Source organism: Citrobacter sp. wls706, from assembly GCF_005281305.1.
Classification (GTDB): domain Bacteria; phylum Pseudomonadota; class Gammaproteobacteria; order Enterobacterales; family Enterobacteriaceae; genus Citrobacter; species Citrobacter werkmanii.
This window is the reverse complement of record NZ_SZXG01000029.1, coordinates 423,614-447,012: the sequence shown is the minus strand read 5'-3', so window position 1 is coordinate 447,012 and position 23,399 is coordinate 423,614. Positions and strand designations below refer to the sequence as shown.

The 23,399-nt window shown below is 54.7% G+C and carries 25 protein-coding genes; 19 read left to right on the top strand and 6 right to left on the bottom strand.

Features of this window, described 5'->3' with window-relative positions; genetic code table 11:
* The first annotated feature begins 11 nt into the window (after positions 1-11).
* From eutH to eutR, 7 genes are read left to right on the top strand one after another with little or no spacing between them, the layout of a single operon-like run.
* Positions 12-1,244 carry an ethanolamine utilization protein EutH gene (gene eutH, locus FDW92_RS07065; protein WP_042306909.1) on the top strand — a complete coding sequence of 411 codons (1,233 nt, stop codon included), beginning with the start codon at positions 12-14 and terminating at the stop codon, positions 1,242-1,244.
* Complete coding sequence (gene eutA, locus FDW92_RS07060; RefSeq protein ID WP_042306911.1) at positions 1,241-2,644, top strand: ethanolamine ammonia-lyase reactivating factor EutA; 1,404 nt, start codon at positions 1,241-1,243, stop codon at positions 2,642-2,644. The genes eutH and eutA overlap by 4 nt, the downstream gene beginning before the upstream one ends.
* A gap of 11 nt (positions 2,645-2,655) precedes the next feature.
* A complete protein-coding gene (gene eutB, locus FDW92_RS07055) occupies positions 2,656-4,017 on the top strand; it encodes an ethanolamine ammonia-lyase subunit alpha (RefSeq protein ID WP_003038029.1) in 1,362 nt (453 codons plus the stop codon).
* Positions 4,018-4,037: 20 nt separating this feature from the next.
* Complete coding sequence (eutC, locus tag FDW92_RS07050; RefSeq protein WP_038642522.1) at positions 4,038-4,934, top strand: ethanolamine ammonia-lyase subunit EutC; 897 nt, start codon at positions 4,038-4,040, stop codon at positions 4,932-4,934.
* A gap of 9 nt (positions 4,935-4,943) precedes the next feature.
* Positions 4,944-5,603 carry an ethanolamine utilization microcompartment protein EutL gene (gene eutL / locus FDW92_RS07045; protein ID WP_003838537.1) on the top strand — a complete coding sequence of 220 codons (660 nt, stop codon included), beginning with the start codon at positions 4,944-4,946 and terminating at the stop codon, positions 5,601-5,603.
* Between the two features lie 11 nt (positions 5,604-5,614).
* Positions 5,615-6,145 (top strand): ethanolamine utilization microcompartment protein EutK, encoded by a 531-nt coding sequence (eutK, locus tag FDW92_RS07040; RefSeq protein ID WP_042306913.1) that lies wholly within the window; start codon positions 5,615-5,617, stop codon positions 6,143-6,145.
* Between the two features lie 48 nt (positions 6,146-6,193).
* Positions 6,194-7,246 carry an HTH-type transcriptional regulator EutR gene (gene eutR, locus FDW92_RS07035; protein WP_042306914.1) on the top strand — a complete coding sequence of 351 codons (1,053 nt, stop codon included), beginning with the start codon at positions 6,194-6,196 and terminating at the stop codon, positions 7,244-7,246.
* A gap of 84 nt (positions 7,247-7,330) precedes the next feature.
* Here the strand turns inward: eutR and hemF are convergent, their stop codons facing one another.
* Together hemF and amiA are read right to left on the bottom strand one after the other, a co-directional pair.
* Positions 7,331-8,230 (bottom strand): oxygen-dependent coproporphyrinogen oxidase, encoded by a 900-nt coding sequence (gene hemF / locus FDW92_RS07030; protein WP_042306917.1) that lies wholly within the window; start codon positions 8,228-8,230, stop codon positions 7,331-7,333.
* A 2-nt stretch (positions 8,231-8,232) separates the two neighbouring features.
* Complete coding sequence (amiA, locus tag FDW92_RS07025; RefSeq protein WP_038642512.1) at positions 8,233-9,102, bottom strand: N-acetylmuramoyl-L-alanine amidase AmiA; 870 nt, start codon at positions 9,100-9,102, stop codon at positions 8,233-8,235.
* Between the two features lie 212 nt (positions 9,103-9,314).
* Here amiA and FDW92_RS07020 point away from each other — a divergent pair, with 212 nt between their 5' ends.
* The 10 genes from FDW92_RS07020 (at position 9,315) to cysM (ending at position 17,732) form a co-directional block, all read left to right on the top strand.
* A complete protein-coding gene (locus FDW92_RS07020) occupies positions 9,315-9,740 on the top strand; it encodes a GNAT family acetyltransferase (RefSeq protein WP_006683546.1) in 426 nt (141 codons plus the stop codon).
* Positions 9,727-10,176: a DUF2919 domain-containing protein gene (locus FDW92_RS07015; protein WP_042306920.1), complete on the top strand. Its 450-nt coding sequence runs from the start codon at positions 9,727-9,729 to the stop codon at positions 10,174-10,176. Before FDW92_RS07020 ends, FDW92_RS07015 begins: the two co-directional genes overlap by 14 nt.
* Before the next feature lie 59 nt (positions 10,177-10,235).
* A complete protein-coding gene (locus FDW92_RS07010) occupies positions 10,236-10,811 on the top strand; it encodes an RpoE-regulated lipoprotein (protein WP_042306922.1) in 576 nt (191 codons plus the stop codon).
* 93 nt (positions 10,812-10,904) lie between these two features.
* A complete protein-coding gene (gene yfeX / locus FDW92_RS07005) occupies positions 10,905-11,804 on the top strand; it encodes a porphyrinogen peroxidase (protein ID WP_042306924.1) in 900 nt (299 codons plus the stop codon).
* A gap of 187 nt (positions 11,805-11,991) precedes the next feature.
* Entirely contained in the window at positions 11,992-12,783 is a 792-nt protein-coding gene (ucpA, locus tag FDW92_RS07000) for an SDR family oxidoreductase UcpA (RefSeq protein WP_042306926.1), read from the top strand.
* A gap of 157 nt (positions 12,784-12,940) precedes the next feature.
* On the top strand, positions 12,941-13,957 hold the full coding sequence (locus FDW92_RS06995; protein WP_042306928.1) for a sulfate ABC transporter substrate-binding protein: 1,017 nt from the start codon (positions 12,941-12,943) through the stop codon (positions 13,955-13,957).
* On the top strand, positions 13,958-14,791 hold the full coding sequence (gene cysT / locus FDW92_RS06990) for a sulfate/thiosulfate ABC transporter permease CysT (RefSeq protein WP_038642497.1): 834 nt from the start codon (positions 13,958-13,960) through the stop codon (positions 14,789-14,791).
* Positions 14,791-15,666, top strand: a complete 876-nt coding sequence (cysW, locus tag FDW92_RS06985; protein WP_042306930.1) for a sulfate/thiosulfate ABC transporter permease CysW — start codon at positions 14,791-14,793, stop codon at positions 15,664-15,666. Before cysT ends, cysW begins: the two co-directional genes overlap by 1 nt.
* Positions 15,656-16,753 (top strand): sulfate/thiosulfate ABC transporter ATP-binding protein CysA, encoded by a 1,098-nt coding sequence (gene cysA, locus FDW92_RS06980; RefSeq protein ID WP_137400589.1) that lies wholly within the window; start codon positions 15,656-15,658, stop codon positions 16,751-16,753. The genes cysW and cysA overlap by 11 nt, the downstream gene beginning before the upstream one ends.
* A gap of 67 nt (positions 16,754-16,820) precedes the next feature.
* On the top strand, positions 16,821-17,732 hold the full coding sequence (gene cysM / locus FDW92_RS06975; protein ID WP_042306932.1) for a cysteine synthase CysM: 912 nt from the start codon (positions 16,821-16,823) through the stop codon (positions 17,730-17,732).
* 81 nt (positions 17,733-17,813) lie between these two features.
* On the opposite strand, the gene FDW92_RS06970 is transcribed toward cysM, so the two are convergent.
* Complete coding sequence (locus FDW92_RS06970) at positions 17,814-18,530, bottom strand: type 1 glutamine amidotransferase (protein WP_042306934.1); 717 nt, start codon at positions 18,528-18,530, stop codon at positions 17,814-17,816.
* Positions 18,531-18,543: 13 nt separating this feature from the next.
* The gene (ptsJ, locus tag FDW92_RS06965) at positions 18,544-19,836 is read right to left on the bottom strand and encodes a transcriptional regulator PtsJ (protein WP_042306936.1); all 1,293 of its coding nucleotides are present in this window, start codon (positions 19,834-19,836) and stop codon (positions 18,544-18,546) included.
* 82 nt (positions 19,837-19,918) lie between these two features.
* Here ptsJ and pdxK point away from each other — a divergent pair, with 82 nt between their 5' ends.
* Together pdxK and FDW92_RS06955 are read left to right on the top strand one after the other, a co-directional pair.
* Entirely contained in the window at positions 19,919-20,785 is an 867-nt protein-coding gene (gene pdxK / locus FDW92_RS06960; RefSeq protein WP_042306938.1) for a pyridoxine/pyridoxal/pyridoxamine kinase, read from the top strand.
* Positions 20,782-21,021, top strand: a complete 240-nt coding sequence (locus FDW92_RS06955) for a hypothetical protein (protein WP_038642483.1) — start codon at positions 20,782-20,784, stop codon at positions 21,019-21,021. The genes pdxK and FDW92_RS06955 overlap by 4 nt, the downstream gene beginning before the upstream one ends.
* 62 nt (positions 21,022-21,083) lie before the next feature.
* Here FDW92_RS06955 and crr read toward each other — a convergent pair whose 3' ends face one another.
* Positions 21,084-21,593: a PTS glucose transporter subunit IIA gene (gene crr, locus FDW92_RS06950; protein ID WP_000522253.1), complete on the bottom strand. Its 510-nt coding sequence runs from the start codon at positions 21,591-21,593 to the stop codon at positions 21,084-21,086.
* 40 nt (positions 21,594-21,633) lie between these two features.
* Positions 21,634-23,361 carry a phosphoenolpyruvate-protein phosphotransferase PtsI gene (ptsI, locus tag FDW92_RS06945; RefSeq protein ID WP_042306940.1) on the bottom strand — a complete coding sequence of 576 codons (1,728 nt, stop codon included), beginning with the start codon at positions 23,359-23,361 and terminating at the stop codon, positions 21,634-21,636.
* Positions 23,362-23,399: the final 38 nt, after the last annotated feature.

Below are 23,399 nucleotides of genomic sequence, written 5' to 3'. Positions count from 1 at the left end.
GAGTAGGGGCTATGGGAATTAACGAAATCATCATGTACATCATGATGTTCTTTATGCTGATTGCCGCCGTGGACAGGATCCTGTCGCAGTTTGGCGGTTCAGCGCGCTTCCTCGGTAAGTTCGGTAAGAGTATTGAGGGATCGGGCGGTCAGTTTGAAGAAGGTTTTATGGCGATGGGCGCGTTGGGCCTGGCGATGGTCGGTATGACCGCGCTGGCACCGGTACTGGCGCATGTGCTCGGTCCGGTGATTATTCCGCTGTACGAAATGCTGGGCGCGAACCCGTCGATGTTTGCCGGAACGCTGCTGGCGTGCGACATGGGCGGCTTCTTCCTGGCAAAAGAACTGGCGGGCGGCGACGTTGCGGCGTGGTTGTACTCTGGCCTGATCCTTGGGGCGATGATGGGGCCGACGCTGGTTTTCTCCATTCCGGTTGCGCTGGGGATTATTGAACCGTCCGACCGTCGTTATCTGGCGTTGGGCGTGCTGGCCGGTATCGTCACCATTCCGATTGGTTGTATTGCGGGTGGTTTGATAGCGATGTACTCCGGCGTTGAAATCAACGGTCAGCCGGTGGAGTTCACCTTCGCGCTAATCCTGATGAACATGATCCCGGTGCTGATCGTGGCTGTGCTGGTGGCGCTGGGTCTGAAATTCATCCCGGAAAAAATGATCAACGGCTTCCAGATTTTCGCGAAATTCCTGGTGGCGCTGATCACCATCGGTCTGGCGGCGGCGGTCATCAAATTCCTGCTTGGTTGGGAGCTGATCCCGGGTCTGGACCCTATCTTCATGGCGCCGGGCGACAAGCCGGGTGAAGTGATGCGCGCCATCGAAGTTATCGGCTCTATCTCCTGTGTACTGCTCGGCGCGTACCCGATGGTGCTGCTGCTGACCCGCTGGTTTGAAAAACCGCTGATGAGCGTCGGTAACCTGTTAAAAGTCAATAACATTGCGGCTGCGGGCATGGTGGCGACACTGGCGAACAACATCCCAATGTTCGGCATGATGAAGAATATGGATACCCGCGGCAAAGTGATCAACTGCGCGTTTGCGGTCTCCGCGGCCTTCGCGCTGGGTGACCACTTAGGTTTCGCCGCTGCCAACATGAACGCCATGATCTTCCCGATGATTGTCGGCAAGCTGATTGGCGGCGTGACGGCGATTGGTGTGGCTATGCTGTTGGTACCGAAAGATGAAGATGTGCCAGCAGAAGTGGAAACCAACCCGGAGGCGCAATCGTGAACACTCGCCAGCTACTGAGCGTCGGTATCGATATCGGCACCACCACCACTCAGGTGATCTTCTCGCGCCTTGAGCTGGTTAACCGTGCGGCAGTGTCGCAGGTGCCGCGCTACGAATTCATCAAACGCGAAATTAGCTGGCAAAGCCCGGTGTTCTTCACCCCTGTTGATAAGCAGGGCGGGTTGAAAGAGGCTGAACTTAAGGCACTGATCCTTGCCCAGTATCAGGCGGCGGGCATCAAGCCTGAAGCTGTTGATTCCGGGGCGATCATCATCACCGGCGAAAGCGCCAAAACCCGCAACGCCCGCCCGGCGGTAATGACGCTCTCCCAGTCGCTGGGGGACTTCGTGGTTGCCAGCGCCGGTCCGCACCTGGAGTCGGTGATCGCCGGTCACGGTGCGGGCGCACAAACGCTGTCTGAGCAGAAGTTGTGCCGTGTACTGAATATCGACATCGGTGGCGGGACGTCGAACTATGTGTTGTTCGACGCCGGAAAGGTCAGCGGTTCGGCCTGCCTGAACGTCGGTGGGCGACTGCTGGAAACTGACGGTCAGGGGCGCGTGGTGCATGCGCATCAGCCGGGACAGATGATTGTCGATGACGTATTTGGTCCGGGCTTTGACGCCCGAACGCTCAACGCCTCACAACTGGTCCAGGTAGCAAGACGCATGGCGGCGCTGATTGTGGAGGTGATTGACGGCACGCTGTCACCGCTGGCGCAGGCGCTGATGCAAACCGGTCTGCTGCCAACTGGCGTGAAGCCGGAAGTGATTACGTTGTCCGGTGGGGTAGGTGAATGCTACCGCAACCAACCTGCCGATCCGTTCTGTTTTTCCGACATCGGACCGCTGCTCGCCACGGCGCTGCATGAGCATCCGCGTCTGCGTGAGATGAACGTGCAGTTCCCGGCGCAAACCGTGCGCGCCACGGTGATTGGCGCCGGGGCGCATACGCTGTCGCTTTCGGGCAGCACTATCTGGCTGGAAGGCGTGGCGCTTCCGCTGCGCAATCTGCCGGTGGCGATTCCGGTTGATGAGGCTGATTTGGTGACTGCCTGGCAACAGGCGTTGATGCAGCTCGATCTGGATCCGCAAACGGACGCCTACGTGCTGGCGCTGCCCGGTTCGCTACCGGTGCGCTACGCAGCGCTGTTAACGGTAATTGATGCGCTGCTGGCCTTTGTCGCGCGCTATCCGAATCCGCATCCCCTGCTGGTGGTAGCCGAGCAGGATTTTGGTAAAGCCCTGGGCATGCTGTTACGCCCACAGTTACAGCAACACCCGCTGGCGGTCATCGATGAGGTGGTTGTCCGGGCGGGGGACTATATCGACATTGGTACGCCTCTTTTTGGCGGATCGGTTGTGCCGGTGACGGTGAAATCACTCGCATTTCCTTCCTGAGGGAACGACTTATGAAACTAAAGACCACATTGTTCGGCAATGTTTATCAGTTTAAGGATGTTAAAGAGGTGCTGGCCAAAGCCAACGAACTGCGTTCGGGGGATGTGCTGGCAGGGGTAGCTGCAACCAGTTCGCAGGAACGCGTGGCGGCCAAGCAGGTGCTGTCGGAAATGACGGTAGCGGATATCCGTAATAACCCGGTGATTTCCTATGAAGAGGACTGCGTGACGCGTCTGATTCAGGATGACGTCAACGAAACGGCCTATAACCGCATCAAAAACTGGAGTATCAGCGAGCTGCGCGAGTACGTGCTGAGCGATGAAACCTCTGTTGATGACATTGCGTTTACGCGCAAAGGGTTAACGTCGGAAGTGGTCGCTGCGGTAGCAAAAATCTGCTCCAACGCGGACCTGATCTACGGCGGCAAGAAAATGCCGGTGATCAAAAAAGCTAACACCACTATCGGGCTGCCGGGCACCTTTAGCTGCCGTTTGCAGCCGAACGACACCCGTGACGACGTGCAGAGTATTGCGGCGCAAATCTATGAAGGGCTGTCTTTCGGAGCGGGCGATGCGGTGATCGGCGTAAACCCGGTAACGGATGACGTGGAAAACTTAAGCCGCGTGCTTGATACCGTGTACGGCGTTATCGATAAATTCAATATTCCGACCCAGGGCTGCGTACTGGCGCACGTTACCACCCAGATTGAAGCGATTCGTCGCGGCGCGCCGGGTGGATTGATCTTCCAGAGTATCTGCGGCAGCGAGAAAGGTTTAAAAGAGTTCGGCGTGGAGCTGGCAATGCTCGATGAAGCGCGCGCCGTAGGCGCTGAATTCAACCGTATCGCCGGGGAAAACTGCCTGTACTTCGAAACCGGACAAGGTTCTGCGCTCTCCGCTGGCGCTAACTTCGGCGCCGATCAGGTGACAATGGAAGCGCGTAACTACGGGCTGGCGCGGCACTACGATCCGTTCCTGGTGAACACCGTGGTGGGCTTTATCGGGCCAGAGTATCTCTACAACGACCGTCAGATTATTCGCGCGGGTCTGGAAGATCACTTTATGGGCAAGCTGAGCGGCATCTCGATGGGCTGCGACTGCTGCTACACCAACCATGCTGATGCTGACCAGAACCTTAACGAAAACCTGATGATTCTGCTCGCCACCGCTGGCTGCAACTACATCATGGGCATGCCGCTCGGTGACGACATCATGCTCAACTATCAGACCACCGCATTCCACGATACCGCGACCGTGCGCCAGTTGCTGAACCTGCGCCCGTCGCCGGAGTTTGAACGCTGGCTGGAAACCATGGGCATTATGGCAAACGGTCGCCTGACCAAACGGGCGGGCGATCCGTCACTGTTCTTCTGATGATGCGGGGATGAAACACGATGGATCAAAAACAGATTGAAGAAATTGTACGCAGCGTAATGGCGTCAATGGGTGAGTCTCAACCGCAGGCTCAAGAACCGTCAGCACCAGCAAAATGCAGCACTACGCAGTGCGCCGCGCCGACTGGTGAAAGCTGTGCGATGGACTTAGGCTCAGCCGAAGCTAAAGCGTGGATAGGCGTTGAGAATCCGCACCGCGCAGAGGTGTTGACTGAACTGCGGCGCAGTACCGCGGCGCGTGTTTGTACCGGGCGCGCCGGTCCTCGTCCGCGTACCCAGGCGCTGCTGCGCTTCCTGGCCGACCACTCGCGTTCGAAAGATACGGTGTTAAAAGAAGTGCCGGAAGAGTGGGTAAAAGCGCAAGGGCTACTGGAAGTGCGTTCGGAAATCAGTGACAAAAACCTGTATCTGACGCGCCCGGATCTGGGCCGTCGTCTGAGTGCGGAAGCCATTGATGCGCTGAAATCGCAGTGTGTGATGAACCCGGATGTGCAGGTGATTATCTCTGATGGCTTGTCTACCGATGCCATCACTGCCAACTACGAAGAGATTCTCCCGCCGCTGTTGTCAGGCTTAAAACAAGCCGGATTAAAAGTCGGGACCCCGTTCTTCGTTCGCTATGGTCGCGTGAAAATCGAAGATCAGATCGGCGAACTGCTGGGCGCGAAAGCGGTGATCCTGCTGGTGGGGGAACGTCCGGGTCTCGGTCAGTCGGAAAGTCTCTCCTGCTACGCCGTCTATTCGCCGCGTGTGGCGACGACCGTAGAAGCGGACCGTACCTGTATCTCGAACATTCACCAGGGCGGTACGCCACCGGTTGAAGCAGCGGCGGTGATTGTGGATTTGGCCAAGCGCATGCTGGAGCAAAAAGCCTCCGGCATCAATATGACCCGTTAAGGAGGCATCATGCCAGCATTAGATTTGATTAGACCTTCAGTCACCGCAATGCGCGTGATTGCCTCGGTAAATGACGGTTTTGCCCGTGAGCTTAAGTTACCGCCACATATCCGTAGCCTCGGACTCATCACAGCAGACTCTGATGACGTGGCGTATATTGCCGCAGACGAAGCGACAAAACAGGCGATGGTGGAAGTGGTTTATGGCCGCTCGCTGTACGCCGGTGCGGCGCACAGTCCCTCTCCAACCTCGGGCGAAGTACTGATTATGCTCGGTGGCCCAAACCCGGCTGAAGTTCGCGCGGGTCTGGACGCGATGGTCGCCAATATTGAAAGTGGTGCGGCGTTCCAGTGGGCGAATGACGCAGAAGATACCGCCTTCCTGGCGCACGTGGTTTCGCGTACCGGTTCGTATCTTTCCGCGACCGCAGGATGCCGACTTGGCGATCCAATGGCGTATCTGGTGGCGCCGCCGCTGGAAGCGACGTTTGGTATTGATGCGGCGCTGAAATCTGCTGATGTACAACTGGTGACCTACGTGCCACCGCCGTCAGAAACCAACTATTCAGCCGCGTTTTTGACCGGTAGCCAGGCCGCTTGTAAAGCCGCATGTAACGCCTTTGCTGATGCCGTTCTGGATATTGCCCGTAATCCAATCCAGCGCGCGTAAGAGAGGTTGTGATGATCAATGCACTGGGATTACTGGAAGTGGATGGCATGGTGGCTGCCGTAGACGCGGCGGATGCCATGCTGAAAGCCGCGAACGTACGCCTGCTGAGCCACGAAGTGCTCGATCCAGGCAGGCTGACGCTGGTCGTGGAAGGCGATCTGGCGGCGTGCCGCGCAGCGCTGGATGCTGGCAGCGCCGCCGCAGCGCGAACGGGCCGTGTTATCAGCCGTAAGGAGATAGGCCGACCGGACGATGACACCCAGTGGCTGATCGGCGGTTTTAAGCGCCAGCCGAAGAAACCAGAACAGAAGCCAGAAGTGAAAACAGACGTAAAAGCAGAGAAGACACAGGACGCCCCGTTAACGTCTGAATCCTCTGAACAACTTCTGACGCTGTTAGCATCGGTCCGTCAAGGAATGACGGCAGGGGAAGTGGCTGCCCACTTTGGCTGGTCACTTGATGAAGCCAGAAAGGCGCTGGAACAGCTCTTTTCTGACGGAGCGTTGCGTAAACGCAGTAGTCGCTATCGCTTAAAAAATTAACCTGTCGGAGGGCCGGGGGCTTCGTTGAAGCTTCCGGCTTAAAAGATCATGAAAAAGAACCGTACTGCAAACCTGCACCATCTTTATCATGAAGTGTTACCCGAAGACGTTAAACTTACGCCGAAAGTGGAGGTGGACAACGTTCACCAGCGGCGAACAACGGATGTATATGAGCATGCGCTGACGATTACCGCCTGGCAGCAGATTTACGATCAGCTGCATCCGGGAAAATTTCATGGCGAGTTCACGGAAATCCTGCTCGACGATATTCAGGTTTTCCGTGAATACACCGGACTCGCGCTGCGCCAGTCGTGTCTTGTCTGGCCGAACTCGTTCTGGTTTGGCATTCCGGCCACGCGCGGCGAACAGGGTTTTATTGGCGCCCAATGTCTGGGCAGTGCTGAAATTGCCACCCGACCTGGTGGGACGGAGTTTGAACTGAGTACGCCGGATGATTACACCATTCTGGGGGTTGTCATTTCGGAAGAGGCGATTGCCCGTCAGGCCAACTTCCTGCATAACCCGGAAAGGGTGCTGCATATGCTGCGCAACCAGTCGGCGCTGGAAGTCAAAGAACAGCACAAAGCCGCGCTATGGGGCTTTGTGCAGCAGGCGCTGGCAACGTTTAGCGAAAATCCAGAAAACCTGCGTCAACCTGCGGTACGCAAAGTGTTGGGCGATAACCTGCTGCTGGCGATGGGGACCATGCTGGAAGAAGCGCAGCCGATTATAACCGCTGAGAGCATCAGCCATCAGAGCTATCGTCGTTTACTGTCGCGTGCGCGCGAGTATGTGTTGGAAAACATGTCAGAGCCGCTGACCGTGCTCGATCTGTGTAACCAACTGCACGTCAGCCGTCGGACGTTGCAAAACGCCTTTCACGCGATTCTGGGGATTGGTCCGAATGCCTGGTTAAAACGTATTCGCCTGAACGCCGTGCGTCGAGAGCTGATAAGTCCGTGGTCGCAGAGTGCGACGGTGAAAGATGCCGCCATGCAGTGGGGATTCTGGCATTTAGGGCAGTTTGCTACCGACTACCAGCAGTTGTTTGCGGAAAAACCGTCGTTGACGCTGCATCAGCGTATGCGCCAGTGGGCGTGATGGCATTACTGTGCCGGATGTGACGCTTTGCGTCTTATCAGGCCTATGGATTGTAGGCCTGATAAGCATTGCGTCATCAGGCAATTACACCCAGTCGCGGACCTGAATAAATTCGCTAAGGGCAGCTTCCGGGCTGTTCGCTTCCGGCTGCCAGTCATACTCCCAGCGCACCAGCGGCGGCATCGACATCAGAATCGATTCCGTGCGCCCACCGGTCTGCAGACCGAACAATGTGCCGCGATCCCACACCAGGTTAAATTCGACATAGCGCCCGCGACGATAAAGCTGGAAGTTGCGCTCGCGTTCACCCCAATTTATCGCTTTACGTCGCTCAACAATGGGCAGGTACGCCTCGGTGTAACCTTGCCCCACCGCCTGCATAAAGGCGAAGCAGTGGTCGAAACCCGGGGTATTCAAATCATCGAAAAACAGCCCGCCAATGCCGCGCTGCTCGTCGCGGTGTTTAAGGAAGAAGTAGTCATCGCACCACTTTTTGTAACGGGGATAAACGTCTTCACCGAACGGCTGACACAGATCCCGCGCCGTACGGTGCCAGTGTACCGCATCCTCTTCAAAGCCGTAGTAGGGAGTTAAGTCAAAGCCGCCGCCAAACCACCAGACGGGATCGGCGTCCGGTTTTTCCGCGATAAAAAAGCGCACGTTGGCATGACTGGTCGGAATATAGGGATTCTGCGGATGCACCACCAGCGAGACGCCCATGGCTTCAAAGCTGCGCCCGGCAAGTTCAGGTCGATGGGCGGTAGCCGAGGCCGGCATTGCATCGCCGTGGACGTGAGAGAAGTTGACGCCCGCTTGCTCGAAAATACCGCCGTTACGCAGTACCCGGCTGCGCCCGCCGCCACCTGCTTCGCGCTGCCAGTTATCTTCAACAAACTCGGTGCCGTCTACGGCGGATAATCGCTGGCAAATATCATCCTGCAGGCTAAGCAGGAACTGTTTTACGCGCTGTGCATCGGGCTTCATGATTAACGTTTCTTCGAGTGTGCTTTCTGGTTATCAAACCAGTGGAAATAGCTGATGATGCCATTGGCGATAGCGGTAGCAATTTTTTGTCGAAATGCCGCCGTGCCCAGCAGTCGTTCTTCTTCCGGATTAGTAATGAACGACGTTTCGACCAGTACCGAAGGAATTGAGGGTGATTTTAGCACCACGAAGGCGGCCTGTTCCGTACTGCGACTGTGCAGACGGTGTACCGGCTTGATCTTCTTAAGAATATGCGAACCTAACGTCAGGCTGTTTTTAATGGTATCGGTTTGCACCAGATCGAACAGCACCTGCTGCAACAAGTGATCTTTATCGGTGGTTTTTTTCCCGGCGACTTCATCGGCGCGGTTTTCGCGATCGGACAGATACTTCGCCATGGCGCTACTGGCTCCGCGATTGGACAACGCGAAGACCGATGCGCCCGCAGCGCTCGGGTTGGTAAAACCGTCGGCGTGGATCGACATAAACAGATCGGCCCCGTGTTTATGGGCGATCTCGACGCGATCGTAGAGCGGAATAAACGTATCGCCGGAACGGGTCAGGCGTGCATCAATTCCCTGATTGCGAAGAATCGAGCGCACGTTTTTGGCAATCGCTAGTACCACATGTTTTTCCTTGGAACCGTTGCGGCCAATTGCGCCGGTATCAATACCACCGTGACCCGGATCAAGGACAACCACGCGTTTAGCGCCTGATTTTTTCGCTTTCGGTTTGCTGTGTCCATTACTGGTTTTTAGCGCTTCTTCTTTAGCGATGGCTTGCGACATGCCTGACAGCGTCAGGGCGGCCAGCCCGGCTTTCAGCACCTGGCGGCGCGATGTGAGTGTTTTTAGTGGTTTAAAAGTGCTCATACGGCCTGAGTTGTAAAAAAAAGGTTCTAAACGTTATATCGTATCGCGTAGTCCGTTGCGACGGATCGGGATAAGAATTGTTTTACTTTTCATTTCAATACGTGACAATTCCGTATTATGCCATTTTTTCCGCCGCTTCGCGTCAGATATTGGCTAAATCAGCCGTTCGCGCCATAATCGCTTTTTAACGTCCTGAAAAGGTAACCAATACCATGGAAATACGCGTTTTTCGCCAGGAAGATTTCGAAGAGGTGATCACCCTCTGGGAGCGCTGTGATTTGCTGCGTCCATGGAATGACCCGGAAATGGACATTGAGCGTAAAGTAAATCATGACGTCAGCTTGTTCCTGGTCGCTGAAGTGAACGGCGAGGTCGTCGGTACGGTGATGGGCGGATACGACGGGCATCGCGGCTCGGCCTATTACCTCGGCGTGCATCCTGAGTTTCGCGGTCGCGGCATCGCCAATGCGCTGCTTAACCGACTGGAGAAAAAGCTCATCGCCCGCGGGTGTCCGAAGATTCAAATCATGGTGCGTGAAGATAATGATCTGGTGCTGGGGATGTATGAACGCCTGGGCTATGAACATGCGGATGTACTCAATCTCGGTAAGCGCTTGATCGAAGATGAAGAGTACTGAGTTTCACCCCGCCGACTATGACGGTCACGGGCGTCTGCGCCTGCCTTTTCTTTTCTGGTGCGTACTGCTGCTGCAGGCGCGCACCTGGGTGTTGTTCGTGATTGCCGGTTCTTCCCGTGAGCAGGGCAATACGCTACTGAATCTGTTTTATCCCGACCATGACGCATTCTGGCTGGGGTTGCTCCCCGGCGTTCCCGCGGTGCTGGCGTTTTTACTCAGCGGGCGGCGCTTTGCGTATCCGGGGGTATGGCGCTGGCTGCGCGGATTACTGATTCTCGCGCAACTGGTACTGCTCTGCTGGCAACCGGCGATGTGGCTGGCAGGCGATCCGGTCAACGGCGTCGGGCTGACGCTGCTGGTGGCGGATATCGTCGCGCTGGTCTGGCTGTTAACCAATCAACGTCTGCGCGCCTGTTTTTCCCTTGAGAAAGAATAACGGCACTTTTTGGTGAAAGCGGACTCCAAGCAACGTTGATAAATAAGGAAGGAAGTGAAATGAAATCACTGCGTTTGACTTTATGCGCGATGCCGCTGCTACTGACCGGGTGTTCCACGCTGTCGTCGGTGAACTGGTCTGCCGCCAATCCGTGGAACTGGTTCGGTTCTTCAACGCAGGTTACTGAGCAGGGTGTCGGCGCGTTAACGGGCGCTACGCCGCTGGATGAAAAAACTATTGCTGATGCGCTGGATGGTGATTACCGCCTGCGCAGCGGGATGAAGACCGATGACGGTAATGTGGTGCGCTTCTATGAGGCGATGAAAGATGACCAACTGGCAATGGTCATCAATGGCAGTCAGGGAACCATCAGCCGTATTGATGTCCTGGACAGCGATATTTCATCAGACGCGGGTGTCGAAATTGGTACACCGTTTAGCGACCTTTACACCAAAGCCTTTGGTAATTGCCAGAAAGCAACCGGCGATGACAGCGCGAGCGTTGAATGTAAAGCTGAAGGAAGTCAGCATATTAGCTACATTTTTTCCGGCGAATGGAGCGGGCCTGAGGGCTTAATGCCGTCGGACGACACGCTGAAAACGTGGAAAGTCAGCAAAATCATCTGGCGGCGTTAATTTGCGTCTGAACAAATCGACTTGCTAAAAAAACAGGTAGAATAGCGCCAATCAATGCCACGAGGTCGTGGCATCTTTTTTTCAGGAGGAACAATGTCTCAGGTTCAGAGTGGCATTTTGCCAGAACATTGCCGTGCGGCGATTTGGATTGAAGCCAATGTTAAAGGCGACGTTGAGGCCCTGCGTGCGGCCAGCAAAATCTTTGCTGATAAACTGGCGACCTTTGAAGCGAAGTTCCCGGATGCGCATCTGGGCGCGGTTGTGGCTTTCGGCAACAACACCTGGCGTGCATTAAGCGGCGGCGTTGGGGCGGAAGAGTTAAAAGACTTTATCCCTTACGGTAAAGGCCTGGCGCCAGCCACCCAGTATGATGTGTTGATCCACATTCTCTCTTTGCGTCATGACGTGAATTTCTCCGTCGCGCAGGCAGCAATGGAAGCATTTGGTGACTGCATTGACGTCAAAGAAGAGATCCACGGTTTCCGTTGGGTTGAAGAACGCGATCTCAGCGGCTTTGTTGACGGTACGGAAAATCCGGCTGGTGAAGAAACGCGTCGTGAAGTCGCGGTGATCAAAGATGGCGTGGATGCTGGTGGCAGCTATGTATTTGTGCAGCGTTGGGAACATAACCTGAAGCAGCTTAACCGCATGAGCATTCACGACCAGGAAATGATGATTGGTCGTACCAAGGAAGCCAACGAAGAGATCGACGGTGATGACCGTCCGGTTACCTCTCACCTGAGCCGCGTTGATCTGAAAGAAGACGGTAAAGGGCTGAAAATTGTGCGCCAGAGCCTGCCATACGGCACGGCCAGCGGCACACACGGTCTCTATTTCTGCGCCTACTGCGCACGTCTGCACAACATTGAGCAGCAACTGCTGAGTATGTTTGGCGACACAGACGGTAAGCGCGACGCGATGCTGCGTTTCACCAAGCCGGTAACCGGTGGCTATTACTTTGCCCCGTCGCTGGACCGCCTGATGGCGCTGTGATGGTAAGTTGCCGGATGGCGAACTGATCTTGTCATCTGCAACTAAATAGATATCCCCGAATTGTCGGGGATTTTTTTTACCTGAGATTAACCTGATTTAGTGAGCTATTCCTCAGCACTAATTTGTTATTGCTGTATCTTCTGCGTGAATGAAGCGAAGGCTTCATATTCAAAAGGAGAATATTGAAATGGGAAAACTCACGGGCAAAACAGCATTGATTACGGGCGCATCTCAGGGTATTGGCGAGGGGATCGCCAGAACGTTTGCCCGCCATGGCGCGAACTTAATCCTGCTGGATATCTCCGATGAGATTGAAAAACTGGCGGATGAGCTGGCAGGGCGCGGTCACCGCTGCACTGCGGTTCACGCGGATGTCAGAGATTTTGCTTCGGTCACAGAAGCGGTGAAACGCGCGAAGAAGGTTGAAGGCAAAATCGATATTCTGGTCAACAATGCCGGCGTATGTCGCCTCGGCAACTTCCTTGAGATGAGCGATGAAGATCGCGACTTCCATATTGATATCAATATCAAAGGCGTCTGGAACGTAACGAAAGCCGTGCTGCCGGAGATGATTGATCGCAAAGACGGGCGTATCGTGATGATGTCCTCAGTGACTGGCGATATGGTGGCCGATCCGGGCGAAACGGCCTATGCAATGTCAAAAGCGGCGATTATCGGCTTAACTAAATCGCTGGCGGTGGAATATGCGCAGTCCGGTATTCGCGTGAATGCCATTTGCCCAGGCTATGTTCGCACGCCGATGGCGGAAAATATTGCGCGTCAGTCCAATCCGGACGATCCGGAATCTGTATTAACCGAAATGGCGAAAGCGATCCCGATGCGTCGTCTGGCCTGCCCGCTAGAAGTCGGTGAGCTGGCTGCGTTCCTGGCCTCGGATGAGTCCAGTTATTTAACTGGCACGCAAAACGTGATTGATGGCGGTAGCACCTTGCCTGAAAGCGTTAGCGTCGGCGTCTGATTGATGCCGGTCTCCTCCCCGCGCGATGGGGAGGAGGTACCCCTTATTCTCTTTTCAACTTTCAAATCATCAAACGGTATATAAAACCGTTACTCCTTTAGCACTGGTTATAAATATGATGACCATAAGAAAGTCATTAAATTTATAAGGGTGCGCAATGGCCGTTAACTTACTGAAAAAAAGAACCCTGACGCTGGCAGCAATGCTGTTGCTGGTGGGGCAGGCGCAGGCAACGGAACTGCTGAACAGTTCATACGATGTCTCTCGCGAGCTGTTTGCCGCCCTTAACCCGCCATTTGAACAGCAATGGGCAAAGGATAACGGCGGCGACAAACTGACGATAAAACAATCTCATGCCGGGTCATCAAAACAGGCGCTGGCGATTTTGCAAGGGTTGAAGGCCGATGTAGTGACCTATAACCAGGTGACAGACGTGCAGATCCTGCATGACAAAGGCAAGCTGATCCCCGCCGACTGGCAAAGCCGACTGCCGAATAACAGCTCGCCATTCTATTCCACCATGGCGTTTTTGGTGCGTAAGGGTAACCCGAAGAATATCCACGAATGGAACGATCTGGTTCGCCCGGACGTGAAGCTAATTTTCCCTAACCCGAAGACTTCCGGTAACGCGCGTTATACCTATCTGGCTGCGTGGGGCGCGGCAGATAAAGCTGACGGTGGTGATAAAGCCAAAACCGAACAGTTTATGACCCAGTTTCTGAAAAACGTGGAAGTGTTTGATACCGGCGGTCGCGGTGCAACGACCACCTTTGTTGAACGCGGTCTGGGTGATGTGCTGATCACGTTTGAATCGGAAGTGAACAACATCCGTAAACAGTATGAAGATCAGGGTTTCGAAGTGGTGGTGCCGAAGGTCAACATTCTGGCGGAATTCCCGGTAGCCTGGGTAGATAAAAATGTGCAGGCCAACGGTACTGAAAAAGCGGCGAAAGCGTACCTGAACTGGCTGTACAGCCCACAGGCGCAAACCATCATTACCGATTTCTACTACCGCGTGAACAACCCGCAGGTTATGGACAAGCTGAAAGATAAATTCCCGCAAACCGAACTGTTCCGCGTCGAAGACAAGTTTGGCGCGTGGCCTGAGGTGATGAAAACGCACTTTGTCAGCGGCGGCGAGCTGGACAAACTGTTGGCGGCGGGGCGTAAGTAAATGTTTGCTGTTTCCTCCCGACGCGTGCTGCCCGGCTTCACCTTAAGCCTCGGGACCAGCTTATTGTTCGTTTGCCTGATATTGCTGCTGCCGCTTAGTGCGCTGGTCATGCAACTGGCGCAAATGAGCTGGGCGCAGTATTGGGAAGTGATTACCAATCCGCAGGTGGTAGCGGCTTATAAAGTGACACTGCTGTCGGCGTTTGTGGCATCAATTTTTAACGGCGTGTTCGGTCTGCTGATGGCGTGGATCTTAACCCGCTATCGCTTTCCGGGCCGTACGCTGTTGGATGCGCTGATGGATCTGCCGTTTGCGTTGCCTACGGCGGTAGCTGGCCTGACGCTGGCGTCGCTGTTTTCGGTCAATGGCTTCTACGGCGAGTGGCTGGCGAAGCTGGACATTAAGGTGACCTATACCTGGCTTGGCATCGCGGTGGCGATGGCCTTTACCAGCATTCCGTTCGTAGTGCGTACCGTACAGCCAGTGCTGGAAGAGTTAGGCCCGGAATATGAAGAAGCGGCGGAAACGCTCGGCGCCACGCGTTGGCAGAGTTTTCGTAAAGTGGTGCTGCCAGAGCTGTCTCCCGCGCTGGTGGCGGGCGTTGCGCTCTCGTTTACCCGAAGCCTCGGTGAGTTTGGCGCGGTTATTTTTATCGCCGGAAACATCGCATGGAAAACCGAAGTGACCTCGCTGATGATTTTTGTTCGCTTGCAGGAGTTTGACTACCCGGCCGCCAGCGCGATTGCTTCTGTGATCCTCGGGGCGTCGTTGTTGCTGCTGTTTTCAATTAACACCCTGCAAAGTCGCTTCGGTCGACGCGTGGTAGGTCACTGATGGCAGACATTACTCAATTGAAACGCTATGACGCACCCCGTATTAACTGGGGTAAATGGTTTCTGATCGGCACGGGCATGCTGGTATCGACCTTTATTTTGCTGGTACCGATGATTTATATCTTCGTGCAGGCGTTCAGTAAGGGATTAATGCCGGTACTACAGAACCTGGCTGACCCGGATATGCTGCATGCCATTTGGCTGACGGTGCTAATTGCGCTGATTGCGGTGCCGGTTAATCTGGTATTCGGCGTATTGCTGGCCTGGCTGGTGACTCGTTTCAACTTCCCAGGACGCCAGCTGCTGCTGACGCTGCTGGATATTCCCTTTGCCGTCTCGCCAGTGGTCGCAGGTCTGATCTATCTGCTGTTTTATGGTTCTAACGGTCCGCTGGGTGATTGGCTGGATGAACACAACCTGCAAATTATGTTCTCCTGGCCGGGGATGGTGCTGGTGACGGTGTTCGTGACCTGTCCGTTTGTGGTGCGCGAACTGGTGCCGGTAATGTTAAGTCAGGGCAGCAATGAAGACGAAGCGGCGATTTTGCTTGGTGCCTCCGGCTGGCAGATGTTCCGCCGCGTCACGCTGCCGAATATCCGTTGGGCGTTGCTGTATGGCGTGGTGCTGACTAACGCCCGTGCGATAGGTGAATTCGGCGCGGTGTCGGTGGTTTCCGGCTCGATTCGCGGCGAAACCTTGTCTTTACCACTACAGATTGAATTACTGGAGCAGGACTATAACGCCGTCGGCTCCTTTACCGCCGCCGCGCTGTTGACGCTGATGGCGATTATTACCCTGTTTTTGAAGAGCATGTTGCAATGGCGTCTGGAGAACCAGGAGAAACGCGCGCAGCAGGAGGAAAATCATGAGCATTGAGATTGCCAATATTAAGAAGTCTTTTGGTCGCACCCAGGTGCTGAACGATATCTCGCTGGATATTCCTTCAGGTCAAATGGTGGCTCTGTTGGGGCCATCCGGTTCGGGCAAAACCACGCTGCTGCGTATCATCGCCGGGCTGGAGCATCAGTCCAGCGGGCATATTCGTTTTCACGGCACCGACGTCAGTCGTTTGCACGCACGCGACCGTAAGGTGGGGTTTGTGTTTCAGCACTATGCGCTGTTTCGCCATATGACCGTTTTCGACAACATCGCTTTTGGTCTGACAGTTCTGCCACGGCGTGAGCGTCCGAACGCGGCGGCGATCAAAGCCAAAGTGACTAAACTGCTGGAGATGGTGCAATTGGCTCATCTGGCAGATCGTTTCCCGGCGCAGCTTTCCGGCGGCCAGAAACAGCGTGTGGCGTTGGCGCGTGCGCTGGCTGTCGAGCCGCAGATCCTGCTGCTCGACGAGCCGTTTGGCGCGCTCGACGCTCAGGTGCGTAAAGAACTGCGCCGCTGGCTGCGTCAGCTGCACGAGGAACTGAAGTTCACCAGCGTGTTTGTCACCCACGATCAGGAAGAAGCGACGGAAGTTGCGGATCGCGTGGTGGTGATGAGTCAGGGTCATATTGAACAGGCCGATGCGCCGGATCTGGTCTGGCGCGAACCGGCCACCCGTTTTGTGCTGGAGTTTATGGGCGAGGTTAACCGCCTGCAGGGGACGATTCGTGGCGGACAGTTCCACGTGGGCGCACACCGCTGGCCGTTGGGCTATACACCTGGCTATCAGGGACCGGTCGATCTGTTCCTGCGTCCATGGGAAGTGGATGTGAGCCGCCGTACCAGCCTGGATTCGCCGCTGCCGGTGCAGGTGCTGGAAGCCAGTCCGAAGGGGCACTACACCCAATTAGTTGTACAACCCCTCGGGTGGTACAACGAACCGCTGACGGTCATCATGCAGGGCGATGATTCCCCGAGCCGCGGTGAACGGCTGTTTGTTGGACTGCAAAATGCACGTTTGTATAACGGCGACCAGCGTATTGAAACGCGTGAAGAGGAACTTGCCCTGGCGCAATCAGCCTGATAGGTTAATTTGCATAGTTATCGCCCGGTGGCGCTACGCTTACCGGGCTTTTTTACGAGCTGAAAACGTGAACACATTAGAAAAAACAATTGGCAATACGCCTCTGGTGAAATTACAACGCCTGGCGCCGGATAACGGCAGCGAAATTTGGGTCAAGCTGGAAGGGAATAATCCTGCGGGTTCGGTGAAAGACCGGGCTGCGCTGTCGATGATTGTTGAAGCGGAAAAGCGTGGGGAAATTAAGCCGGGTGACGTATTGATTGAGGCTACCAGCGGCAATACTGGTATTGCGCTGGCCATGATCGCCGCGCTGAAGGGCTACCGCATGAAGCTGCTGATGCCAGACAACATGAGCCAGGAGCGCCGTGCGGCGATGCGCGCCTATGGTGCCGAGCTGATTCTGGTCACTAAAGAGCAGGGGATGGAGGGGGCGCGCGATTTAGCCCTCGCTATGTCTGAGCGCGGAGAAGGTAAACTGCTCGATCAGTTTAATAATCCCGATAACCCGTACGCGCATTACACCACCACCGGACCCGAAATCTGGCAGCAGACGTCAGGCCGCATCACCCATTTTGTCTCCAGTATGGGGACAACCGGCACCATTACCGGAGTGTCGCGTTTTCTGCGCGAGCAGGAAAAACCGGTCACTATCGTTGGCCTGCAGCCGGAAGAGGGCAGCAGTATTCCGGGAATTCGCCGCTGGCCTGCGGAATATATGCCGGGCATTTTTAACGCCTCGCTGGTGGATGAGGTGCTGGATATTCATCAGAATGATGCCGAAAATACCATGCGTGAACTGGCCGTGCGTGAAGGAATTTTCTGCGGTGTCAGCTCTGGCGGCGCGGTCGCGGGCGCGTTACGCGTTGCACGTGCCACGCCCGGCGCGGTAGTTGTGGCGATCATCTGCGATCGCGGCGATCGCTACCTTTCGACCGGCGTCTTTGGTGAAGAGCACTTTAATCAGGGGCTGGGAATTTAACTTTTTGGCCTGATAAGCGCAGCGCCATCAGGTAACTGCCTGGCACGATGGCCGGATAATGTTTTATCCGGCCAGGGATGATTAATCGTTACGTTTTTCCACCAGCTTATCCAGGAATTGCCACAGCTTCTCATTCATCTGCTGGTAGTTCCAGGCGCGCATCTCTTCAACCGGGCGGATGAAGCGTTTCCCTTCAGCTTCGGACAGCTCTTGCTCTGAGTGCTGAATTAATCCTTCAATCGCGTCAGCTGTGAACTCCATATGGCACTGGAAACCATAGACGAAATTACCGTATTGCACGATTTGTCGCGGACAGCCCTCACTGGTAGCAAGAATTATCGCCTGGTCGGTTAACCCCGGCATGTCGTTGTGCCAGTGACCGACGATAAGCGATGAGCCGAAATTGCTGAACAACGGGTGCTGTTGGCCTGCCTCGGTCAGGACGATTGGGTAGTGCCCAATCTCTTTTTCCGGGCTTTGACACACCTTCGCGCCCAGCGCTTCTCCAATTAACTGCGAACCCAAACAGATCCCCACCACGATTTTTCTTGCCGAAATCGCTTGGTTAATCAGATGCTGCTCAGCCTGAGAGTCAAAGTACGGGCACTCTTCCTGCGTGGTGCGGGGCGACTGCGGGCCACCAAAGACGACCAGCATATCGAAACCATCGGCATTGGCGGGAACTGTTTCTCCAGCGTATACGCGTGACCAGGTGATGGTATAGCCGCGCGATTCGGCCCACGGCAGGTACGCGCCAGCAGATTCAAAAGACTCATGAATAACAAAATGAACTCGCACTTTTTGTCTCCTGTTAGCGCTTTAGCGCCTGATGAATATCAACCGCCAGCTTATCAATGTCGCTGTCTTCTAATGTTGACAGCGTAATGCGTAAACCGTGTGCAGGCGTATTGACGCCGAACACTTCGCCTTCTCGAACCAGCCAGCCGGACTTTGCCAGCGCAAAAGCGATCTCCTGACTGTGATCTGCCAGCGGTAACCACAGATTCAGACCGTCACCGACGGGCAGTTCAATGCCATGTTGGCGCAGAGCCGTATTCAGCTTTTGCTGCTGGACGGCGTAAAACTGCTGCGTTTGTGCCAGCGTGTGTTGATATGTCTCGTCACTCAGGCACGCGCAGGCTAAATCCTGCAGCAGATGGCTGACCCACTGACTGCCGGAGTTGAGCCGTAAACGCAGTTTCCCGGATGTGACGGGATCGCTGGCTACGATAGCCAGGCGTAAATCCGGGCCTAAGGTTTTCGACATCGAACGGACAATCGCCCAGTGTACAGTTTCCTGCGCAATCACCGGATACCAGCGGCAAGCGGACAGCAGCGCAAAGTGGTCGTCGACGATCACCAGCGTTTGCGGATAGCGAGCCAGGATTTCCTGTAATTGCGCCGCGCGGGATGCGCTCAGACTGCATCCTGTCGGGTTATGAGCGCGCGGGGTCAGAATCACCGCCCGCGCGCCTTTCTGTAATGCGCATTCCAGCATGGCGGGTTGCATGCCTTCACTGTCGACGTTAACTGGACTGGCGGTAAATCCGGCATAGCGCAGCATGTTGATGCTACTCAAAAAGCACGGATCTTCTACAGCCACGCTATCGCCGGGCAATAAATGGGCGCATAGCAGCCGCTCAATGGCATCGATGGCGCCGCTGGTGATATCAATTTCCCCCTGACCCGGTATCGCATCCTGTATCCATTGCGTGGCCCAGCTCTTGAGTCCTGGGGAGACGGCCGCATCACCATACAAACGCGGATCCTTATTTATCTTCGCGAAATAACTACTCAGGTCAGGAAGCCGTGAGGGCGCTGGATTACCGCCGGAAAGATCGATGAGTGGAGTATCTGGGTTACCACCTTCCAGCGCAACGGGGGCTGTAATCCCCTTAATCACCGTGCCGTTGCGTCCCAGACTCTGTGCCAACCCGGAGGTGACCAGACGTTTGTAAGCCGCCGCGACAGTATTGCGGTTCACGTTTAATTCCGTTGCCAGTTCCCGCACTGGCGGCAACGTTTCTCCTGCTGCCAGCGTGCCTGTAGCAACATGTTGACGGATACTGTCAAAAATTTCGTTAGCGGTTTTTCCGTCGATCATTATTGACCTATGACAAAATGGATTTTAGCATATGACGATAATAATGAGGCGTAAGCGCGCTGTCCAGCGAGAGGAGAAATTTATGGAGCAGGAGAGTGATATTCAGTCAGTGCTCTTCGACGACAAGCATCGGGCATTACAGACCGATATCGTCGCCGTCCAGTCACAGGTGGTATATGGCAGCGTAGGCAACAGCATCGCTGTGCCGGCCATTAAAGCGCAGGGATTAAGCGTGACGGCAGTACCCACGGTACTGTTCAGTAACACCCCGCATTATGAAACCTTTTATGGCGGCGTTATTCCGCCCGAATGGTTTAGCGGCTATCTCCGCGCCTTAAGCGAACGTGATGCCTTGCGCGAGCTAAAGGCGGTGACGACAGGGTACATGGGCAGCGCGGAGCAAATCGCCTTGCTGGCACAATGGCTGGAAACCGTTCGGGCCACGCATCCGGACCTGTGCATTTTGGTTGACCCCGTGATTGGCGATACGGATAGCGGTATGTATGTTAAAGCCGAAATCCCGGAGGCTTATCGTCAACGTCTGCTGCCGCTGGCGCAGGGGCTGACGCCGAACGTATTCGAGCTGCAAATGCTGAGCGGAAAGCCGTGTCGTACGCTTGATGAAGCAATCGCAGCGGCAAAATCTCTGCTTAGCGACACACTGAAATGGGTGGTGATCACCAGCGCGCCGGGTGATAGCGAAGAAGTTATTAATGTGGCGGTAGTGACGGCTGAAACGGTTGAGGTGTTCGCTCACCTGCGGGTGAAGACGGATTTAAAAGGCACCGGCGATCTGTTCTGTGCTGAACTGGTGAGCGGCATTGTGCTGGGGAAAGAGCTGACTACGGCGGCATACGATGCCGCGCAGCGCGTGCTGGACGTCATGAGCTGGACGCATCAGTGCGGTTGTGATGAATTAATTCTGCCACCGGCAGGGGAGGCGCGATGAAGAGTTATCGGCTGGTGGTTCGCCAGCATGGACGTTTAGTCGGGCATTTTGATACCAGTGGGACAGAGGCGCTGGAAGATATTTGCGTAGCGCGGGCGATGTTTGGTATTGCGGGTGGGTATGATTGTGAACTGCTGGTGTCTGATTCCGAAAGGCGGATGCTGGAAAGTGGACCGGAAGGGATGAAAATCCTGATGCGCGAGGCGTGTTATCGGCCGATGACCTCACAAATTTAACGCCGCCATCCGTTAGATAAAAAAATGGCGCCATCTGGCGCCATTCTTCTCTGCGGCAAGAATTACTTCTTGATGCGGATAACCGGAGTTTCACCCACGGTCACGCTACCGGACAGTTTGATCAGCTCTTTGATTTCGTCCATGTTGGAGATAACAACCGGAGTCAGGGTAGACTTGGCTTTTTCTTCCAGCAGCGGCAGATCGAATTCAATAACCGGGTCGCCCACTTTAACGCGCTGACCTTCTTCAGCGATACGCTTGAAGCCTTCGCCTTTCAGTTCAACGGTATCAATACCGAAGTGAACAAACAGCTCAATGCCGCTGTCGGATTCGATAGAGAAAGCGTGGTTGGTTTCAAAGATTTTGCCGATGGTGCCATCAACAGGGGCGACCATTTTATTACCGGTTGGTTTGATAGCGATGCCATCACCAACGATTTTTTCAGCAAAAACTACATCCGGCACGTCTTCGATGTTGACGATCTCGCCAGAGAGCGGAGCAACAATCTCAATAGTTCCGGTGTCTTTCTTATCATCAGAAACCAGAGATTTCAGTTTATCGAACAAACCCATGATCTTCTCCTAAGCAGTAAATTGGGCCGCATCTCGTGGATTAGCAGATTGTTTTTTCTTCAATGAACTTGTTAACCAGCGTCATTAACTCGTCCGTTGTCGGTTGAGCAAGAGCCTGCTCTGCTAACACCTTCGCATCTTCGAAGTTCGTGTTACGGATAATCTTCTTAATGCGCGGGATAGAAATGGCGCTCATAGAGAATTCGTCCAGACCCATCCCCAGCAACAGAAGTGTAGCACGTTCGTCGCCTGCAAGCTCACCACACATGCCAGTCCATTTGCCTTCAGCATGAGAAGCATCAATAACTTGCTTGATCAGCGTCAGCACAGATGGCGACATCGGTTGGTAAAGGTGTGAAATCATATCATTACCACGGTCAACTGCCAAGGTGTACTGCGTTAAATCATTGGTGCCGATACTAAAGAAATCAACTTCTTTGGCTAAATGACGCGCAATCGTTGCCGCAGCCGGTGTTTCCACCATCACGCCAATCTCAATGCTTTCGTCAAATGCTTTACCTTCGTCGCGCAGTTCCTGTTTGTAGATTTCAATCTCTTTGCGCAGTGCACGCACTTCTTCAACAGAGATGATCATCGGGAACATGATGCGCAGTTTACCGAAAGCAGAGGCACGCAGGATAGCGCGAACCTGGTCACGCAGGATCTCTTTACGATCCATGGCGATACGCACGGCGCGCCAGCCCAGGAACGGGTTCTCTTCTTTCGGGAAGTTCATGTACGGCAGCTCTTTGTCGCCGCCGATGTCCATGGTACGGACGATGACCGCCTGAGAGCCACAGGCTTCCGCCACGGCTTTATACGCAGCGAACTGTTCTTCTTCAGTCGGCAGCGATTCACGGTCCATGAACAGGAATTCGGTGCGGTACAGACCAACACCTTCAGCGCCGTTACGCTCAGCGCCTTCAACGTCACGAACGGTACCGATGTTGGCGCAAACTTCAACCTGATGTCCGTCCAGCGTGATAGCCGGCAGATCTTTCAGTTTTGCGAGTTCCGCTTTCTCGGTCGCAACCTGCTCCTGAACGGCACGCAGTTGCTCGATAACGTCGTTGGTCGGATTGACGTAAACCTGGTTGTTTACGGCATCCAGAATCAGATAATCGTCGTTTTTCACCTGAGAGGTGACGCTACCCGTACCGACGATGGCAGGCAGTTCCAGGGAACGCGCCATAATGGAGGTGTGGGAAGTACGTCCACCCGCGTCAGTGATGAAACCCAGTACCTTGTTCAGGTTCAGCTGTGCGGTTTCAGACGGGGTCAGGTCTGCGGCAACCAGGATAACTTCTTCCTGGATAGCGCTCAGGTCAATAATTGCCAGACCCAGAATGTTACGCAGCAGGCGTTTACCGATGTCACGTACGTCAGCCGCACGTTCTTTCAGGTATTCATCATCCAGCTCTTCCAGGGCTGTGGCCTGACCTTCGATAACTTCATGCGCAGCTGCATCAGCCGTCATGTGCTTATCTTTAATCAGGGCTATGATTTCCTGCTCCAGCTCCTCATCTTCGAGCAGCATGATATGCCCTTCAAAGATGGCTTCTTTTTCTTCACCGAACGTTTCACCAGCTTTGGTTTTGATCGCTTCCAGTTGCGCAGATGCCTTGGCACGACCGCTCAGAAAACGTTCAGCTTCCTGATCAACCTTGTCGGCAGAAATTTTTTTCCGGTCAATGACGATTTCGTCTTCTTTCAGCAGCAATGCTTTGCCGAAAGCGATACCCGGGGATGCTAAAATGCCTGAAATCATAACCCTACCTTACTTGTGACTGATATTTAAAAGAACTC

Excerpts from the sequence above, each read along its gene's own strand:
- eutH (WP_042306909.1), top strand. The coding sequence starts at position 12 with ATGGGAATTAACGAAATCATCATGTACATCATGATGTTCTTTATGCTG.
- eutB (WP_003038029.1), top strand. The coding sequence starts at position 2,656 with ATGAAACTAAAGACCACATTGTTCGGCAATGTTTATCAGTTTAAGGAT.
- eutC (WP_038642522.1), top strand. The coding sequence starts at position 4,038 with ATGGATCAAAAACAGATTGAAGAAATTGTACGCAGCGTAATGGCGTCA.
- eutL (WP_003838537.1), top strand. The coding sequence starts at position 4,944 with ATGCCAGCATTAGATTTGATTAGACCTTCAGTCACCGCAATGCGCGTG.
- eutK (WP_042306913.1), top strand. The coding sequence starts at position 5,615 with ATGATCAATGCACTGGGATTACTGGAAGTGGATGGCATGGTGGCTGCC.
- eutR (WP_042306914.1), top strand. The coding sequence starts at position 6,194 with ATGAAAAAGAACCGTACTGCAAACCTGCACCATCTTTATCATGAAGTG.
- hemF (WP_042306917.1), bottom strand. The coding sequence starts at position 8,230 with ATGAAGCCCGATGCACAGCGCGTAAAACAGTTCCTGCTTAGCCTGCAG.
- amiA (WP_038642512.1), bottom strand. The coding sequence starts at position 9,102 with ATGAGCACTTTTAAACCACTAAAAACACTCACATCGCGCCGCCAGGTG.
- FDW92_RS07020 (WP_006683546.1), top strand. The coding sequence starts at position 9,315 with ATGGAAATACGCGTTTTTCGCCAGGAAGATTTCGAAGAGGTGATCACC.
- FDW92_RS07015 (WP_042306920.1), top strand. The coding sequence starts at position 9,727 with ATGAAGAGTACTGAGTTTCACCCCGCCGACTATGACGGTCACGGGCGT.
- FDW92_RS07010 (WP_042306922.1), top strand. The coding sequence starts at position 10,236 with ATGAAATCACTGCGTTTGACTTTATGCGCGATGCCGCTGCTACTGACC.
- yfeX (WP_042306924.1), top strand. The coding sequence starts at position 10,905 with ATGTCTCAGGTTCAGAGTGGCATTTTGCCAGAACATTGCCGTGCGGCG.
- ucpA (WP_042306926.1), top strand. The coding sequence starts at position 11,992 with ATGGGAAAACTCACGGGCAAAACAGCATTGATTACGGGCGCATCTCAG.
- FDW92_RS06995 (WP_042306928.1), top strand. The coding sequence starts at position 12,941 with ATGGCCGTTAACTTACTGAAAAAAAGAACCCTGACGCTGGCAGCAATG.
- cysT (WP_038642497.1), top strand. The coding sequence starts at position 13,958 with ATGTTTGCTGTTTCCTCCCGACGCGTGCTGCCCGGCTTCACCTTAAGC.
- cysW (WP_042306930.1), top strand. The coding sequence starts at position 14,791 with ATGGCAGACATTACTCAATTGAAACGCTATGACGCACCCCGTATTAAC.
- cysA (WP_137400589.1), top strand. The coding sequence starts at position 15,656 with ATGAGCATTGAGATTGCCAATATTAAGAAGTCTTTTGGTCGCACCCAG.
- ptsJ (WP_042306936.1), bottom strand. The coding sequence starts at position 19,836 with ATGATCGACGGAAAAACCGCTAACGAAATTTTTGACAGTATCCGTCAA.
- pdxK (WP_042306938.1), top strand. The coding sequence starts at position 19,919 with ATGGAGCAGGAGAGTGATATTCAGTCAGTGCTCTTCGACGACAAGCAT.
- FDW92_RS06955 (WP_038642483.1), top strand. The coding sequence starts at position 20,782 with ATGAAGAGTTATCGGCTGGTGGTTCGCCAGCATGGACGTTTAGTCGGG.
- crr (WP_000522253.1), bottom strand. The coding sequence starts at position 21,593 with ATGGGTTTGTTCGATAAACTGAAATCTCTGGTTTCTGATGATAAGAAA.
- ptsI (WP_042306940.1), bottom strand. The coding sequence starts at position 23,361 with ATGATTTCAGGCATTTTAGCATCCCCGGGTATCGCTTTCGGCAAAGCA.